This is a genomic window from Mesorhizobium sp. M0968 (assembly GCF_040319065.1).
Classification (GTDB): Bacteria; Pseudomonadota; Alphaproteobacteria; order Rhizobiales; family Rhizobiaceae; genus Mesorhizobium.
On sequence record NZ_JAMYNL010000017.1, the window covers coordinates 90,254 to 103,441 of the forward strand.

Annotated in this window: 18 protein-coding genes; 10 read left to right on the top strand and 8 right to left on the bottom strand. The window is 63.0% G+C overall.

All coding sequences use genetic code 11. The features are described from left to right. Positions 1 to 32: 32 nt before the first annotated feature. The 5 genes from cysK to hrcA all read right to left on the bottom strand — a co-directional run bounded on the left by cysK (position 33) and on the right by hrcA (position 4,686). The gene (gene cysK / locus NKH67_RS24330) at positions 33 to 1,013 is read right to left on the bottom strand and encodes a cysteine synthase A (RefSeq protein ID WP_352473577.1); all 981 of its coding nucleotides are present in this window, start codon (positions 1,011 to 1,013) and stop codon (positions 33 to 35) included. A gap of 165 nt (positions 1,014 to 1,178) precedes the next feature. Then, the gene (locus NKH67_RS24335; RefSeq protein WP_352473576.1) at positions 1,179 to 1,796 is read right to left on the bottom strand and encodes a LysE family translocator; all 618 of its coding nucleotides are present in this window, start codon (positions 1,794 to 1,796) and stop codon (positions 1,179 to 1,181) included. Between the two features lie 87 nt (positions 1,797 to 1,883). Further along, positions 1,884 to 3,239 carry a PQQ-dependent sugar dehydrogenase gene (locus NKH67_RS24340; protein ID WP_352473575.1) on the bottom strand — a complete coding sequence of 452 codons (1,356 nt, stop codon included), beginning with the start codon at positions 3,237 to 3,239 and terminating at the stop codon, positions 1,884 to 1,886. A 100-nt stretch (positions 3,240 to 3,339) separates the two neighbouring features. Beyond that, a complete protein-coding gene (locus NKH67_RS24345) occupies positions 3,340 to 3,537 on the bottom strand; it encodes a hypothetical protein (protein ID WP_023678983.1) in 198 nt (65 codons plus the stop codon). Between the two features lie 36 nt (positions 3,538 to 3,573). Continuing rightward, complete coding sequence (gene hrcA / locus NKH67_RS24350; protein ID WP_502893799.1) at positions 3,574 to 4,686, bottom strand: heat-inducible transcriptional repressor HrcA; 1,113 nt, start codon at positions 4,684 to 4,686, stop codon at positions 3,574 to 3,576. A gap of 146 nt (positions 4,687 to 4,832) precedes the next feature. Between hrcA and rph the strand changes: the two genes are divergently transcribed. The 5 genes from rph to NKH67_RS24375 are packed head-to-tail and all read left to right on the top strand — an operon-like array spanning position 4,833 to position 8,143. Beyond that, a complete protein-coding gene (gene rph, locus NKH67_RS24355) occupies positions 4,833 to 5,549 on the top strand; it encodes a ribonuclease PH (protein ID WP_352473573.1) in 717 nt (238 codons plus the stop codon). Positions 5,550 to 5,582: 33 nt separating this feature from the next. Then, positions 5,583 to 5,993 carry a VOC family protein gene (locus NKH67_RS24360; protein ID WP_352473571.1) on the top strand — a complete coding sequence of 137 codons (411 nt, stop codon included), beginning with the start codon at positions 5,583 to 5,585 and terminating at the stop codon, positions 5,991 to 5,993. 14 nt (positions 5,994 to 6,007) lie between these two features. Next, a complete protein-coding gene (gene rdgB, locus NKH67_RS24365) occupies positions 6,008 to 6,655 on the top strand; it encodes an RdgB/HAM1 family non-canonical purine NTP pyrophosphatase (protein WP_352473611.1) in 648 nt (215 codons plus the stop codon). Then, positions 6,652 to 7,815, top strand: a complete 1,164-nt coding sequence (gene hemW, locus NKH67_RS24370; protein ID WP_352473569.1) for a radical SAM family heme chaperone HemW — start codon at positions 6,652 to 6,654, stop codon at positions 7,813 to 7,815. The genes rdgB and hemW overlap by 4 nt, the downstream gene beginning before the upstream one ends. Positions 7,816 to 7,819: 4 nt before the next feature. Continuing rightward, on the top strand, positions 7,820 to 8,143 hold the full coding sequence (locus NKH67_RS24375) for a low molecular weight protein tyrosine phosphatase family protein (protein ID WP_352473568.1): 324 nt from the start codon (positions 7,820 to 7,822) through the stop codon (positions 8,141 to 8,143). A 72-nt stretch (positions 8,144 to 8,215) separates the two neighbouring features. Here the strand turns inward: NKH67_RS24375 and NKH67_RS24380 are convergent, their stop codons facing one another. Further along, positions 8,216 to 8,401, bottom strand: a complete 186-nt coding sequence (locus NKH67_RS24380; protein WP_023678976.1) for a hypothetical protein — start codon at positions 8,399 to 8,401, stop codon at positions 8,216 to 8,218. A gap of 7 nt (positions 8,402 to 8,408) precedes the next feature. After that, the gene (locus NKH67_RS24385; protein WP_352473567.1) at positions 8,409 to 8,594 is read right to left on the bottom strand and encodes a hypothetical protein; all 186 of its coding nucleotides are present in this window, start codon (positions 8,592 to 8,594) and stop codon (positions 8,409 to 8,411) included. A 176-nt stretch (positions 8,595 to 8,770) separates the two neighbouring features. Here NKH67_RS24385 and rsmI point away from each other — a divergent pair, with 176 nt between their 5' ends. The 5 genes from rsmI to NKH67_RS24410 all read left to right on the top strand — a co-directional run bounded on the left by rsmI (position 8,771) and on the right by NKH67_RS24410 (position 11,836). Next, complete coding sequence (gene rsmI / locus NKH67_RS24390; RefSeq protein WP_353031905.1) at positions 8,771 to 9,697, top strand: 16S rRNA (cytidine(1402)-2'-O)-methyltransferase; 927 nt, start codon at positions 8,771 to 8,773, stop codon at positions 9,695 to 9,697. Continuing rightward, the gene (locus NKH67_RS24395) at positions 9,690 to 10,067 is read left to right on the top strand and encodes a YraN family protein (RefSeq protein WP_023678973.1); all 378 of its coding nucleotides are present in this window, start codon (positions 9,690 to 9,692) and stop codon (positions 10,065 to 10,067) included. The genes rsmI and NKH67_RS24395 overlap by 8 nt, the downstream gene beginning before the upstream one ends. Before the next feature lie 212 nt (positions 10,068 to 10,279). After that, the gene (locus NKH67_RS24400) at positions 10,280 to 11,251 is read left to right on the top strand and encodes a complex I NDUFA9 subunit family protein (RefSeq protein ID WP_352473565.1); all 972 of its coding nucleotides are present in this window, start codon (positions 10,280 to 10,282) and stop codon (positions 11,249 to 11,251) included. An 82-nt stretch (positions 11,252 to 11,333) separates the two neighbouring features. Continuing rightward, positions 11,334 to 11,570 carry a metallothionein gene (locus NKH67_RS24405; protein WP_352926009.1) on the top strand — a complete coding sequence of 79 codons (237 nt, stop codon included), beginning with the start codon at positions 11,334 to 11,336 and terminating at the stop codon, positions 11,568 to 11,570. Between the two features lie 140 nt (positions 11,571 to 11,710). Continuing rightward, positions 11,711 to 11,836, top strand: coding sequence for a PDDEXK family nuclease (locus NKH67_RS24410; protein WP_352502686.1), 126 nt, complete (start codon positions 11,711 to 11,713; stop codon positions 11,834 to 11,836). 56 nt (positions 11,837 to 11,892) lie between these two features. On the opposite strand, the gene NKH67_RS24415 is transcribed toward NKH67_RS24410, so the two are convergent. After that, the gene (locus tag NKH67_RS24415; protein ID WP_353031907.1) at positions 11,893 to 13,143 is read right to left on the bottom strand and encodes a flavin-containing monooxygenase; all 1,251 of its coding nucleotides are present in this window, start codon (positions 13,141 to 13,143) and stop codon (positions 11,893 to 11,895) included. Positions 13,144 to 13,188: the final 45 nt, after the last annotated feature.

Below are 13,188 nucleotides of genomic sequence, written 5' to 3' on the forward strand. Positions count from 1 at the left end.
GATCGCTACTGACCGGTCAAAAACGCTCGTGTCTAAGCGCCCAATCCCTCGAACAGGATCGTCGAGAGATAGCGCTCGGCGAAGGAGGGGATGACGACGACGAGGTTCTTGCCCTTGTTCTCGGGCCGCGAGCCGACGACGATCGCCGCTTGCAGGGCGGCCCCCGACGAGATGCCGACCGGCACACCTTCGAGCCGAGCGACGAGCCGTGCATTAGCAACCGAATCCTCGTTCGAGACCTTGACGATCTCGTCATAGATCGTCGTGTCGAGGATTTTTGGCGCGAAGCCGGCGCCAATGCCCTGGATCTTGTGCGGGCCTGGCTGGCCGCCCGACAGCACCGGCGAGGCTTCCGGTTCGACGGCGACGACATGCACCGAGGGCTTACGCTTCTTCAGCACCTGGCCGACGCCGGTGATGGTGCCGCCGGTCCCGATGCCGGCAACGAAGATATCGACTTCGCCATGGGTGTCGTTCCAGATTTCCTCGGCGGTGGTGCGGCGATGGATTTCCGGATTGGCCAGGTTTTCGAATTGCTGCGGAATGACAGCGTCGGGCAGCGTTGCCGCCAGCTCGTCGGCCTTGGCGATGGCGCCCTTCATGCCTTTCGGCCCTTCGGTCAGCACCAGTTCGGCACCGAGCAGAGCCAGCATCTTGCGGCGTTCGACGGACATGGTTTCCGGCATGGTCAGGATCAGCTTGTAGCCCTTGGCAGCGGCGGCAAAGGCGAGTGCGATGCCGGTATTGCCCGAGGTCGGCTCGATGAGGGTGGTCTTGCCGGGCGTAATCCTGCCCGAAGCCTCCAATGCCTCGATCATCGACACGCCGATGCGGTCCTTGACCGAGGCGATCGGGTTGAAGAATTCGAGCTTGGCCAGCAGATTGGCGACGACACCCTTCTCCCTGGCGAATTTATCAAGCCGCACCAGCGGCGTGTCGCCGATCGTCTCGGTGATCGAATTGTAGATGCGGCCGCGGCCGGGCACGTGTGTGTGGGTGGCGGGCTTGTTCATTGATTTCCTCCCAGAGGTCAAGCGGCAAAAGTCGCGCGGGCATAGGATAGAGCCATCCACCGCGCAAGATAGGCTGTCGATCGAAAAATATCCGAGTGAAGTTCGTGCTGAGTACCCCCGCCCTTGCAAGGCGTGGCAATCCTTGGGCGGATTGGCGAAACAGATCTATTGGCGGGCGGCAATTGCCGCCGCCGCGCCGACCATGAAGCCGGCGGCGGTGCGGTTGAGTGCCCTCAGCGCCCGCGGCGACTTCAGGAACCAGCGCGCCTTGGCCGCCAGCGCCAGATAGGGCACCAGCACGACGAGCAGGACGACGATGGTGAGCGCGACGAGGATGCCGTAATCGGCCAGCGTGATCGTCTTCAGATCGACGATGGTCGGGGTGATGGCAAGATAGAAGATCATCGTCTTCGGATTGCCGAGCGTGACGGCAAAGCCGGCTACAAAGCTGGATGCCAAGCCGCCCTTGCCTTTCTTCGCCTCCACCGTTTCCGGCGTGATGCCGCTCGTCCAGAAACGCCAGCCAAGAAAGGCGAGGTAGGCGACGCCCAGCCATTTGATGGCCAGGAAGACCATGCCGAAAGTCTGTGCGACGAAAGCCAGGCCGAGCACCACGGCAGTGAGATAGGTCAGGTCGCCGAGCATCAGCCCGAACGACATGGCCAGCGACGAGCGGAAGCCGGAACCCAGCGCACGCGCAACAAGCGCGGTGACGCCTGGGCCCGGGATAGCCGCGGCGATGCCGAGGGCAGCACTATAGGCGAGGAACCCGGTGAGTGTCATGATCGGCGCTTGTCGCACAATGTTGAAGTTGGGTGAATTCCCTCGGGCCGGATTCGATTGCGCCAGCGCAGCAGGCGACACCGCCGTTCAGGAGCGGCCGTCTTCGTAGGTAACGCGCCAGATGGTGCCGTTACCGTCCTCTGTGACGATCAGGGAGCCGTCCTTGGCCATCGCGACACCGACCGGGCGGCCCCAGACGGCGTCGTTCGAGATGACGAAGCCGGTCATGAAGTCCTCATATTCGCCTGTCGGCTTGCCATCCCTGAATTTGAGCCTCACCACCTTGTAGCCGGTCCTGGCGCCACGGTTCCACGAACCATGCATGGCGACGAAGGCGTCACCCTGATAATCCGCCGGGAAGTTCTTGCCGTCGTAGAAGGCTATATTCATCGGCGCCGAATGCGCCTGCATCAATACATCGGGGACAGTGGCCTTGCCGGCGAGGTCTGGCCGCTCGCCCTGATGGCGCGGATCCTCGTTATTGCCGATGTAGTACCAAGGCCAACCATAGAATCCGCCGTCCTTGACCGCCGTTGCAAATTCGAACGGCACATTGTCGCCGAGTTCGTCGCGCTCATTGACGACGCACCACAATGCGCCGGTGGCGGGCTGCACGGTCATGCCCGTACAGTTGCGCAGGCCAGTGGCGACAGTTCGGGGATTTTTCCCATCCGGGTCAAAGGCGAGCACATCGGCACGGCCGTCCTCGGAGCCCCAGGCCGCCCCGAGCGGCTTTGATTTGGCCCAGGCGTCGAGGCCGCTATCCGGCTCCTTGCCTATATCCTCGGCTACGTTCGAGGCGGAGCCAACCGACAAATAAAGCGTTTTGCCGTCCTGCGAGAAGGCGATGTCGCGGGTCGTGTGACCACCCGACGGGATTTGGGCGACAATGGTTTCTGGTTTGCCGGATGTCTTCAGGTCGCCATCGCGATAGGGGAAGCGGACGATGCTGTCGCTGTTCGCGACATAAACCCATTGCGGTTTGTCTCCTGGCGGATAGAAGGCGATGCCGTAGGGATAATTGAGCCCCTTGGCGAAGATCGCTTTCTCGATGGGCCTGGCGCTGCCCTCGGCGAGACGATAGACGCGTATTTGGTCGGCATGGCTGTTGGCAACAAACAGGTCGCCATTCGGAGCGACGCGCACGACACGTGGATTGACGATGCCGGATGCGATCATTTCAGCCGAAAAGCCCGACGGCAATTCTGGCTTGGCGCTTTCGGGCCGTTCCGCCACGCCGGCGCCGTTCGAAGCGGATTGGGCGGGGTCGGCTGCCGGCATGTCTCGCGGCCCAATCAGGCGTCGGACGCCAGGCCTGTCGGCGTGCCAATCGCCAAACGCGGCTTCGCCTTTGAGCACATTCTGGTCCGCCTGCTGGGCGGCTGCCGGTGTCGCAACAAGGAGGGCAGCGGCCAAGGCCGCAAAGCCGCCAGGTCGGATCATCAACGTCCTCCGGGATTCGCCTCGAACAGGGGCAAACGGCATCAGGCATTGATCGTTCCAAGCGGCCGTCCAGCACACGAGGATTTGAAGCCGAACCCGTTCAGTTGCCAGAGGCGTAAAAGTCGTCGTCGAGGCGCTTTTCCAGCGCGACCAGATCGGCCGGCAGCGGTAAACCCATCGCCCGCATCTCTTGCAGCTTCTCGCGCAACTGCTCTTGTACCTCGTGCTGATCCTCTGGCTGGTTGATCATTTCTTCGAGCAGCAGACTGATCTGGGCCTTGAACGATTCCAGCGCCATTCTTTTCTCCTCCTTGCGGCAGGCCCGCGGCGGCTCCTAGCTCAGCATGCGCGAAATCAGCTGCGCCGTATAGTCGACCATCGGTACTATGCGCGCATAATTCAGCCGCGTCGGCCCGATGACGCCGAGCGCACCGACGACACGCGCGTCCTTGTCGCGATAGGGTGCCACCACCAGCGAGGAGCCAGACAGCGAAAACAGCTTGTTTTCCGAACCGATGAATATGCGCACGCCTGGGCCTGCCTCGGCGAGGTCGAGAAGCTGGATCAGCCCATCCTGCGTCTCCAGATCCTCAAACAGATGCCGCAGCAATTCTATGTCGGCCTGGGCAGTGACGTTTTCCAGGAGATTGGCGCGACCGCGCACGATAAGCCGCCCAGGCACGCCGCTTTCAGCGCCTGCCCAGACCGCCAGGCCCTTCTCGACCAGATCCTGCGACAGCGTGTCGAGGGCCGCCCTGGTCTCTTCCTTGATGCGGGCGATCTCGACCCGCGCCTCGGCCAGGGTGCGACCGCGGATATGGGCGTTGAGGAAGTTAGAGGCTTCGTGCAATTGCGAGATGGTGATCCCGGCGGGCAGATCGATGACGCGATTTTCGACGTCGCCGTTCTGCGAGACCAGCACGGCCAGCGCCTTGGTCGGCTCGAGCTGGATGAATTCGATGTGCTTAAGCGCCGCCTCATTCTTGGCGGCGAGCACGAGGCCGGCGCCGCGCGACATCCCGGACAGCATCTGGCTGGCCTCGGTCAGCATATGCTCCAGAGTTGCGCCCGAGCCGGAGGCGCGCACCTGGGCCTCGATGGTGCGGCGCTCCTCGTCGGAGAGGTCACCAAGTTCCATGAAAGCATCGACGAAGAAGCGCAGGCCTGCCTGGGTCGGCAGCCGGCCAGCCGAAATGTGCGGCGCATAGATCAGGCCGAGATGCTCAAGGTCGCTCATCACGTTGCGGATGGTGGCCGGCGACAGCGACGACGGCAGGATGCGCGACAAGCTGCGCGAACCGACCGGCTCGCCATCCCTCAAATAGGAATCGACGATGCGCCGGAAGATGTCGCGCGAACGCATGTCGAGCGATTGAAGCGCGGGCGATTGCAGCGCGTGCGACGGGAGCACGTGCGACTGCAAACCGGGATCGACTGCCTTTGTCATTTCGAGCCAAAAACCTCCGCCCCGAAGATATAGACTTCCGCGGTGTCGGCGCAACCGGTCCATTTTCCTTTGCGCCTCACGCCCCGTGCGGCTACAAGCCGGCCAAGATTCCCCGGCCAAGATTCCGAAGAAAGAAAGAAGCCTGAATGCGCCCTTCCAAACGCCAATTCGACGAAATGCGCCCCATCTCCTTCGAGCGCGGCGTCTCCAAGCATGCGGAAGGCTCGTGCCTGGTGAAGTTCGGCGACACGCATGTGCTGTGTACGGCCAGCTTGGAGGAAAAGGTGCCGGGCTGGATGCGCAACTCCGGCAAGGGCTGGGTGACGGCGGAATACGGCATGCTGCCGCGTTCGACCGGCGAGCGCATGCGCCGCGAGGCTTCGTCCGGCAAACAAGGCGGCCGCACGCTGGAAATCCAGCGGCTGATCGGCCGCTCCCTGCGCGCCGTGGTCAATCTGCAGGCGCTCGGCGAGCAGCAGATCACCGTCGACTGCGACGTGATCCAGGCCGACGGCGGCACGCGCACCGCTTCGATCACCGGCGGCTGGGTGGCGCTCTACGACTGCCTGCGCTGGATGGAAGCCCGCCAGATGGCGAGCCTGAGCAAGGTGCTGAAGGATCACGTTGCGGCAATCTCCTGCGGAATCCATGATGGCCAGCCGGTCATCGACCTCGACTACATCGAGGATTCCTCGGCCGGCACCGACGCCAATTTCGTCATGACCGGCAAGGGCGGCATCGTCGAGATCCAAGGCACGGCCGAGGGCGAGCCGTTCTCGGAAGAGCAGTTCGCGGCGCTGATGGGGCTCGCCAAGAAAGGCATTCAGCGCCTGGTCAGCTTGCAGCAAATGGCGGTGGCTTAGCTGCGGTCCAATATTGATGAGATTGGCGATCCTGTGACTCCTTCCGCAATCCTGGAATCAGCACTCTACGTGACCGACCTTGCTGCCGCGGAACGGTTCTATTCGGGCGTGCTCGGGCTCGATCTGCTCGGTAAGGTCGATGGCAGGCATCTCTTCTTCCGCTGCGGCGACGGCGTGCTGCTTATCTTCAATGCCGAGGCCACCAAAGTGCCGCCGCGGGCCGACGCCAAGCTGCCCGTGCCGCCGCATGGCGCGGTCGGCCAGGGCCATCTTTGCTTCGCCGCAAGCGCGGATGAAATCCCACGCTGGAAAGCGCATCTTGAGGCGAAGAAAATCGCCATCGAAAGCGAGTTCGAGTGGCCGCAAGGCGGCCGCTCGATCTATATTCGCGATCCCTCCGGCAATTCGATCGAATTCGCCGAGCCACGAATTTGGGGCATCTGATGCATTCGCCAACTATTCATTCGCTTGATGGGCATAAGATCATCGTCGCAAGCCACAACGCCGGCAAATTGCGAGAATTCGCCGATCTGATGGCGCCATTCGGCATTGAAGCGAAGTCCGCAAAGGAATACGGCCTGCCGGAACCGGACGAGACCGGCACCACTTTCGAGGAGAACGCCCTCATAAAAGCCTTGGCCGCCGCCAAGGCCACTGGATTGCCGGCGCTGTCGGACGATTCCGGCCTGTGTGTCGATGCGCTCGACGGCGCACCCGGCGTCTACACCGCCAACTGGGCTGAGACGCCGGACGGCTCCCGCGACTTCGGCATGGCCATGCAGCGCACGGAAGTGGCCTTGCAAGAAGTTGGCGCGATCACGCCTGCCCAGCGCAAGGGCCACTTTGTCGCGGTCATCTGCCTGGCCTTCCCCGATGGCCAGGCGGAATATTTTCGCGGTGAGGTCGAGGGCACGCTGGTATGGCCGCCGCGCGGCGAGCTCGGCTTCGGCTACGATCCGGTGTTCTTGCCCGATGGGTTCGAGAAGACCTTCGGCGAGATGAGCGCGAAGGACAAGCATGGCTGGAAGCCCGGCCAGCCAACCGCATTGTCGCACCGTGCCCGCGCCTTCCAGAAATTCGCGCAAGCCCGATTGGCCGCCGTATGACCATGCTGCTCGACCGCAGGCCTGGTTTCGGCGTCTACGTCCACTGGCCGTTCTGCGCGGCCAAATGCCCGTATTGCGACTTCAACAGCCATGTCCGCCACCAGCCGGTCGACCAGGAGCGTTTTGCCCGCGCCTTCGAGGCCGAGCTGGCGACGATGCGCGGCCGCACCGGGCCGCGCGAGGTGACCAGTATCTTTCTTGGCGGCGGCACGCCATCGCTGATGAAACCGCAGACCGTGGCGGCGGTGCTGGATGCAGTGGCGAAGAACTGGACGGTGCCTGATGGCATCGAGGTGACACTGGAGGCCAATCCCTCCTCCGTCGAGGCCGAGCGCTTTCGCGGCTATCGCGCGGCCGGCGTCAACCGGGTATCGCTTGGCGTGCAGGCGCTGCACGACAAGGATCTGCGCTTCCTCGGCCGTTTGCATAATGTCGATGAGGCCCTGCATGCGATCGGCCTGGCGCGCGAGATATTCCCACGGCTGTCGTTCGACCTGATCTACGCGCGGCCCGGTCAGACGCCGGAAGCGTGGCAGGCGGAGCTCGAGCAGGCGATCGGCCACGCCGCAGACCATCTGTCGCTCTATCAGCTGACCATCGAGGAAGGCACGCCGTTCCATGCGCTGCATGCGGCAAGCAAGTTCATCATTCCAGACAATGAGCTTGCCGCCGATCTCTACGCGTTGACACAGGAGATCACCGCCGCGCGCGGACTGCCGGCCTACGAGATTTCCAACCATGCCAGGCCCGGCGCCGAAAGCCGGCACAATCTCACCTACTGGCGTTATGGCGAATATGTCGGCGTCGGTCCCGGCGCGCATGGCCGGTTCGTCGAAAATGGCCGGCGCGTGGTGACGATCGCCGAGAAAATGCCGGAGACTTGGGCCAATCTGGTCGAGGCCAAGGGCCATGGCGTTACCGGCGGCGAGATCCTGACGCGGTCGGAAGAGGCCGACGAGTTCCTGCTGATGGGGCTGAGGCTGGCGGAAGGCATCGACCTTTCCCGCTACGAGGCATTTTCAGGGCGCGGCCTGTCGACGGCACGGCTGTCGGTACTGCAGGACGAAGGCCTGGTGGCGCCGATCGGCAATGGGCGCCTGCGCGCCACGCCGGCCGGCATGATCGTGCTCGATGCGGTCGTGGCGGACTTGGCCAGATAGCACGTTGAAGAACGTTCTCTTCATCTGCAGCCAGAATCGCTTGCGCAGCCCGACGGCGGAGCAGGTGTTTTCCAAGCGGCGGGACATCGAGGTCGCTTCGGCCGGCACTAATCACGATGCCGACATTCCGTTGACGCATGAACTCGTCGCCTGGGCCGACATCATCTTCGTGATGGAAAAAATGCACCGCGCCAAACTGCAGCAGAAATTCAAGACAAGCCTGAAAAAGGCTCGAGTAATCTGCCTCGATATTCCCGACGACTATGCATTCATGGACCCGGCTCTGGTGGGCCTGCTGGAGGCGCGTGTCTCGAAGTATCTGGGTTGAATGATACATCGCGGAGCATGCGCAACCGCGCTTTCGAGAGCTGTCTCGACCAATCGCGAAGGTCTGCGGTGGTCAAGCCTCGTGCTTGTGGCGGTGTTTGGCGCGATCTTTTTCGCTGGTCTCTCCGGAACGGGCCGGCTTGATCTCGCTTTTGTCGCGTGAGGCATGGTGCTGGTCGTCTGTGGAATGTGACGCTGCGCCATCGCGGGCGCTTTTTGTTTCGAGGCGGGTGATGAAAATGTCGAAGCGATTGGGCATCGTCCGGTCAGTGCTCCATCGTGCGGGCGGTTTCGTTTGCGGGCTTGCTCTCTGCCGATCGCTGGCGTGCAAGCGGCTTCTTGGCTCTGCCATCTGCGGCTTCGGCAGGCAGGTTCTTGTCGCATGGCGCGGCGAAGCGTTTGCGGCCGGCATAGTAGGGTTCGAAAACGTCCTGTATCGTCAGGCTGTTCATCCTGCTCCTCCCGAGATCAGGTGTAAAATTCGCCGGCAACGGTTTCGTTCCCTACTATGGCGAAGGCATGGCGGCTGGTTCACGTCGGCATCCCTTTTGGAACCAGGGCCTTTGCAACCCAGGCTTTTGCAACCAAGCGTGAGCCGTGCCAAACAGGGTCGAACGGAGTTGTGCAGGTGACCGGCGAATCGGCCAAACGCAGTTATGTGGTCGGGCAGACCGAAATCGCCGCCCGGCCGCTCGAGCCGGCGCTCTACCTGGTGGCGACGCCTATCGGCAATCTCGCCGATATCACGCTGCGCGCGCTGGAAACGCTCGCCGCCGCCGATATCGTCGCTTGCGAGGACACACGTGTCAGCCGCGTGCTGCTCGACCGCTACGGCATCCGCCGCCGCACCACCGCCTACCACGAGCACAATGCCGGCGAGGCCGGACCGAAGCTGATCGCGGCGCTCGAGGCCGGCCAAAGCGCAGCGCTGATCTCGGATGCCGGCACGCCGCTCATCTCCGACCCCGGCTACCGGCTGGTTGGTGAGGCGCTGGATCGCGGCATTCGTGTCGTGCCGATCCCCGGACCGTCGGCGCCACTTGCCGCGTTGACGGCATCCGGCCTGCCCTCGGACGCGTTTCTGTTTGCCGGCTTCCTGCCGGTGAAGACCGGGCAGCGGCTGACGCGGCTGGAAGCGCTGAAGGCGGTGCCGGCAACGTTGATCTTCTTCGAATCGCCGCGCCGGCTGGCCGAGACGCTCAGTGCCATGGTCGAGGTGCTGGGCGGTGCCCGCAAGGCGGCGATCGGCCGCGAGCTGACCAAGACTTTCGAGGAGATGCGGACCGGCACCCTGCAATCGCTCGCCAGCCATTATGCGGGAGCCGATACGCCCAAGGGTGAAATCGTCATCTGCGTCGGCCCGGCCGATGCGGTCGCTGATGAGCCAGAAGACATCGACCGGCTGCTGCTTTCGCTCGCCGTCGAGATGCCGGCCTCCAAGGCAGCGGCGGAAGCCGCCAAGATGACGGGTGGCCAGAAGCAGGCGCTCTATCGTCGGCTGCTCGACCTCAAGAATGCTGGAAGAGACGGGACCGGCGGAGGCGGCGATGGCTGAACGGCCGAGCGCCAGCCGGCAAAAGGCCTACCGGCGCGGCCATCACGGCGAATGGCTGGCGGCGGCGGCGCTGATGCTGAAAGGCTACCGAATTCTTGCCCGCCGCCACCGCACCAGGTTCGGCGAGATCGACCTGATCGCGCGGCGTGGCGATCTGGTGCTGATCGTCGAGGTCAAGGCGCGCCGCACGCTGATGGAGGCAATGGAAGCCGTCGGTCGCGAATCGGAGCACCGCATCGAAGGCGCCGCCGATTTCTGGCTTTCGCGCCAATCCGACTACGGAAAATTATCGGTGCGCTTCGACATGGTGGCGGTGCTGCCGTGGCGCTGGCCGGTGCATGTCGAGAATGTGTTTTACGGGCGAAACTAGGCTATTCCCGAAGTGGGGCCGTTTGCTGCGCCTGCGGTTCAGATCATGGTTTGCCGATCCGTCAAGCATCCGCCCAGCGCTGACTGGCATCCGCCCAGCGCTGACTGGAACAAAAGCGTTCCTGCGTTGTTCCCCAATCGTCCTGATGTTCGACGGGCTGGTTCAAATGCCGGCCTGGGCAGTCCTCGTGGCAGCTATGCGAGGACAAAGGGATGGCGAGGCAAATGGATCCCGACGATCTCAACCCGGTACGGATCGTCACCGTGTTCGGCGGAACTGGCTTTCTCGGGCGCAGGATCGTGAAGCGGCTCCTGGAAAGAGGTTTCACGGTGCGCGCTGCATCTCGCCATCCGGCTCGCGTGGCCCTGGTCTTTTCCTCGATTACAAGGATGCCCGAGGCAGTCGAGGCGGATATATTGGATGCGTCCTCGATCGGGTCGGCCATTACCGGATCACAGGCGGTCGTGAATGCTGTCAGTCTTTACGTCGAGCACGGCGTCCAGACCTTTGAACGCGTGCATGTGAAAGCCGCGGCCGATCTCGCTGCCGCGTCGCGCGACCGCGCGATCGACCAATTCGTCCAGATTTCAGGGATCGGCTCCGATCCTCAATCGGATTCGAATTACATAAGGGCGCGCGGGCGCGGAGAAGGCGCCGTGGAAAGCGCATTTCCCGGCGCTTTCATTGTGCGTCCCGCCGTCATGACAGGACCTGACGACGCTTTCCTCACGACCATTGTGAGGATGATACGCCTCCTGCCGGTCTATCCGCTGTTCGGCGATGGTGGCACACGGCTTCAGCCGGTCTATGTGGCGGACGTCGCCGAAGCAGTGAGCCGGCTGATCGACGGGCGAACCCACAAGGGTTCATCCATATTCGAATTCGGTGGCCCGCGCATCTATACCTATAAGGAACTGCTTCGGGAGATCGCCCGACAGCTCGATACGCACGTCAAGCTGATGCCGGTGCCGTTTGCGGTATGGAACGCCTTGGCTGGCGTCGCGGAACTCCTCCCGGCTGCCCCCATAACGCGCAACCAGATCGATCTTATGCGTCAGGACAATGTGGCAGCAATCGACGCGCCTGGCCTGAAGGAACTCGACATCGAGCCGCGGGATATCGACGAGGTGATCCGTGCGATCGAACAGCGCCGTGGCGTAGGCTCGCGCTCGTCTCCGCCTTAGGACGGCCCCCTGATCCTGGCGGGAACCTATCGCCGCGCGACAGGTTGGTCGAGCTTGAAGCCGTGAAAGAAGGAAACGAACTATGGCCAGATGCGATCAATGCGGGAATGACTACGACAAGGCTTTCAAAGTGACGATGGCCGAGGAGACCTACACGTTCGACAGCTTCGAATGCGCGGTCCAGAAACTTGCTCCGATATGTCCGCATTGCGGATGCCGGATCATCGGACATGGCGTCGAACAGGATGACATCATCTACTGCTGCGCACATTGCGCCGCGGAGGAAGGTGCGAACGCGCTGACCGATCGCGCGCCTTGATGCACCTCCTTTGGCGTCTCCGGGTCGACCATTCCGAACGACTGCGCCGGCTCACCCCATATTGCCAGTGCTGTCAGCACGACGACGACCAGCCGAGGTCAAGACGCCGAGGTCAAGGCCGCCGCACGTTGATGGAGGCAATGGATGCAGTCGGCCACGAATCGGAGCGCCGTATCGAAGGTGCCGGCGATTTCTGGCTGTCGCACCAATCGGACTACGGAAAATTGTCGGTGCGCTTCGACAAAAGGCAGCGTGCGTCGTCTTGATCGCGCCAGAGCTGTCATGTTCTTGCACGTTCAAGAACCCGCGTTCGACGGCTCGTTTAGACGCCGTTCCGTGGCAAGTCGGCTCCCGCTTGGACGAGTCGCTCCACGACGGCGGCCGTCTCCTCTGGAATGGCCGGTATGGTGCCCGACTTCCGCGTCGATCCGAAATCGAGGCCGGCGAAAAAGAGACCTGGAACAGCGCCGACGCCATCCTCGTGGACGGGCTGGCCGGCGGCATCGAGCGCGCCGGGAAGCCGAACCCATGAGAAATCGCCGGTGAAGCCCGTGCACCAGATCACTGATCTGATGCCGCTCGCCGTCCAGTCGAGGGAGCGGATCGGAGGATCGGGCAAGCTCGGTTCAATCGTCTCGGCTGGATCATCGTCGGCCAGTGGCGCATCGAGGCCGGCGCGCTCGATGTACTCGTCAACCAGGCGCTTGGCATTCGCGGAGACCTCGTCGGCAAATCGCATATGGTCGTCGAGCTCGTCGCCGAAGACGAGGTTGCCGTTCTCCACACCCCTGAAGCGGCCGAGCAGCACCACGCCCTGTGCACTCAGCGATTGCAGGCTGATCGTATGGGTCGCGCCGACCAGCGCGCGGGCCTGCAGCTTGCCGGAGGGGAGGACGAGTTCCTTGCGCGGAACGTCGAGAAAACCGGACAGCGTCAGCCATTTAAGTATGTTGCCCCCGCGGTAGCGCCGCACCCAACGGCCGTTGCGGCTGGTCGCCAAAAAGACCGCACGTCCGGCCAGCGCCAGATCCTCGGCGATCTGGCCGCCCGACTGACCGCTGCCGACCACCAGCACCGCGCCACTCTCTAACTCGGCCGGGTTGCGATAAGCCGAGGAATCGACTTGGCGAATTGCGGTTGGCAAATCCGCCGACCCTGCTGGCCGGACCTGCCGATTCTGGTCGCCGGTGGCGATCACCACATTGCGCGCCAGAAATGCCCCGTCCGTCGTGGTGATGCGAAAGATCCCGTCGTCTCTCGTCAGCTCTTGCACCGGAGTTTGGGTGCTTACCGGCAGGCGGTGCCGCTCGGCATAGCCTTCGAGATACGCGACAAATTCGTGGTGGGTTATCGCGCCCCACGGCTCGGGCCCCTCGTAGGAATCACCGGGTAAGATGGAGCGAATGGTCGGCGAATTGAGTCGAAACGAGTTCCACCGCTGCGTTCGCCACGTTTCGCCGATCCGGCCTCGATCGAGTACACGGTGGTCGCGGCCCTGCCGTTTCAAGAAGTAGCTGACGCCGAGTCCCGCCGGACCGGCGCCAATAACGAGGGCGTCAAGAACTTCGCTCACGCATTCCCCCTGCCAACCATACGTCCACAAGATCGTATGGCTCGA

What these genes read in the sequence shown, in the direction of transcription:
- rph (WP_352473573.1), top strand. Translation starts at nt 4,833, where the DNA reads ATGCGCCCTTCCAAACGCCAATTCGACGAAATGCGCCCCATCTCCTTC.
- NKH67_RS24345 (WP_023678983.1), bottom strand. Translation starts at nt 3,537, where the DNA reads ATGGCGCTGGAATCGTTCAAGGCCCAGATCAGTCTGCTGCTCGAAGAA.
- hrcA (WP_502893799.1), bottom strand. Translation starts at nt 4,686, where the DNA reads ATGACAAAGGCAGTCGATCCCGGTTTGCAGTCGCACGTGCTCCCGTCG.
- NKH67_RS24410 (WP_352502686.1), top strand. Translation starts at nt 11,711, where the DNA reads ATGGATGCAGTCGGCCACGAATCGGAGCGCCGTATCGAAGGTGCCGGC.
- NKH67_RS24380 (WP_023678976.1), bottom strand. Translation starts at nt 8,401, where the DNA reads ATGCCCAATCGCTTCGACATTTTCATCACCCGCCTCGAAACAAAAAGC.
- NKH67_RS24405 (WP_352926009.1), top strand. Translation starts at nt 11,334, where the DNA reads ATGGCCAGATGCGATCAATGCGGGAATGACTACGACAAGGCTTTCAAA.
- cysK (WP_352473577.1), bottom strand. Translation starts at nt 1,013, where the DNA reads ATGAACAAGCCCGCCACCCACACACACGTGCCCGGCCGCGGCCGCATC.
- NKH67_RS24340 (WP_352473575.1), bottom strand. Translation starts at nt 3,239, where the DNA reads ATGATCCGACCTGGCGGCTTTGCGGCCTTGGCCGCTGCCCTCCTTGTT.
- NKH67_RS24385 (WP_352473567.1), bottom strand. Translation starts at nt 8,594, where the DNA reads ATGAACAGCCTGACGATACAGGACGTTTTCGAACCCTACTATGCCGGC.
- NKH67_RS24395 (WP_023678973.1), top strand. Translation starts at nt 9,690, where the DNA reads ATGGCTGAACGGCCGAGCGCCAGCCGGCAAAAGGCCTACCGGCGCGGC.
- NKH67_RS24335 (WP_352473576.1), bottom strand. Translation starts at nt 1,796, where the DNA reads ATGACACTCACCGGGTTCCTCGCCTATAGTGCTGCCCTCGGCATCGCC.
- NKH67_RS24400 (WP_352473565.1), top strand. Translation starts at nt 10,280, where the DNA reads ATGGCGAGGCAAATGGATCCCGACGATCTCAACCCGGTACGGATCGTC.
- hemW (WP_352473569.1), top strand. Translation starts at nt 6,652, where the DNA reads ATGACCATGCTGCTCGACCGCAGGCCTGGTTTCGGCGTCTACGTCCAC.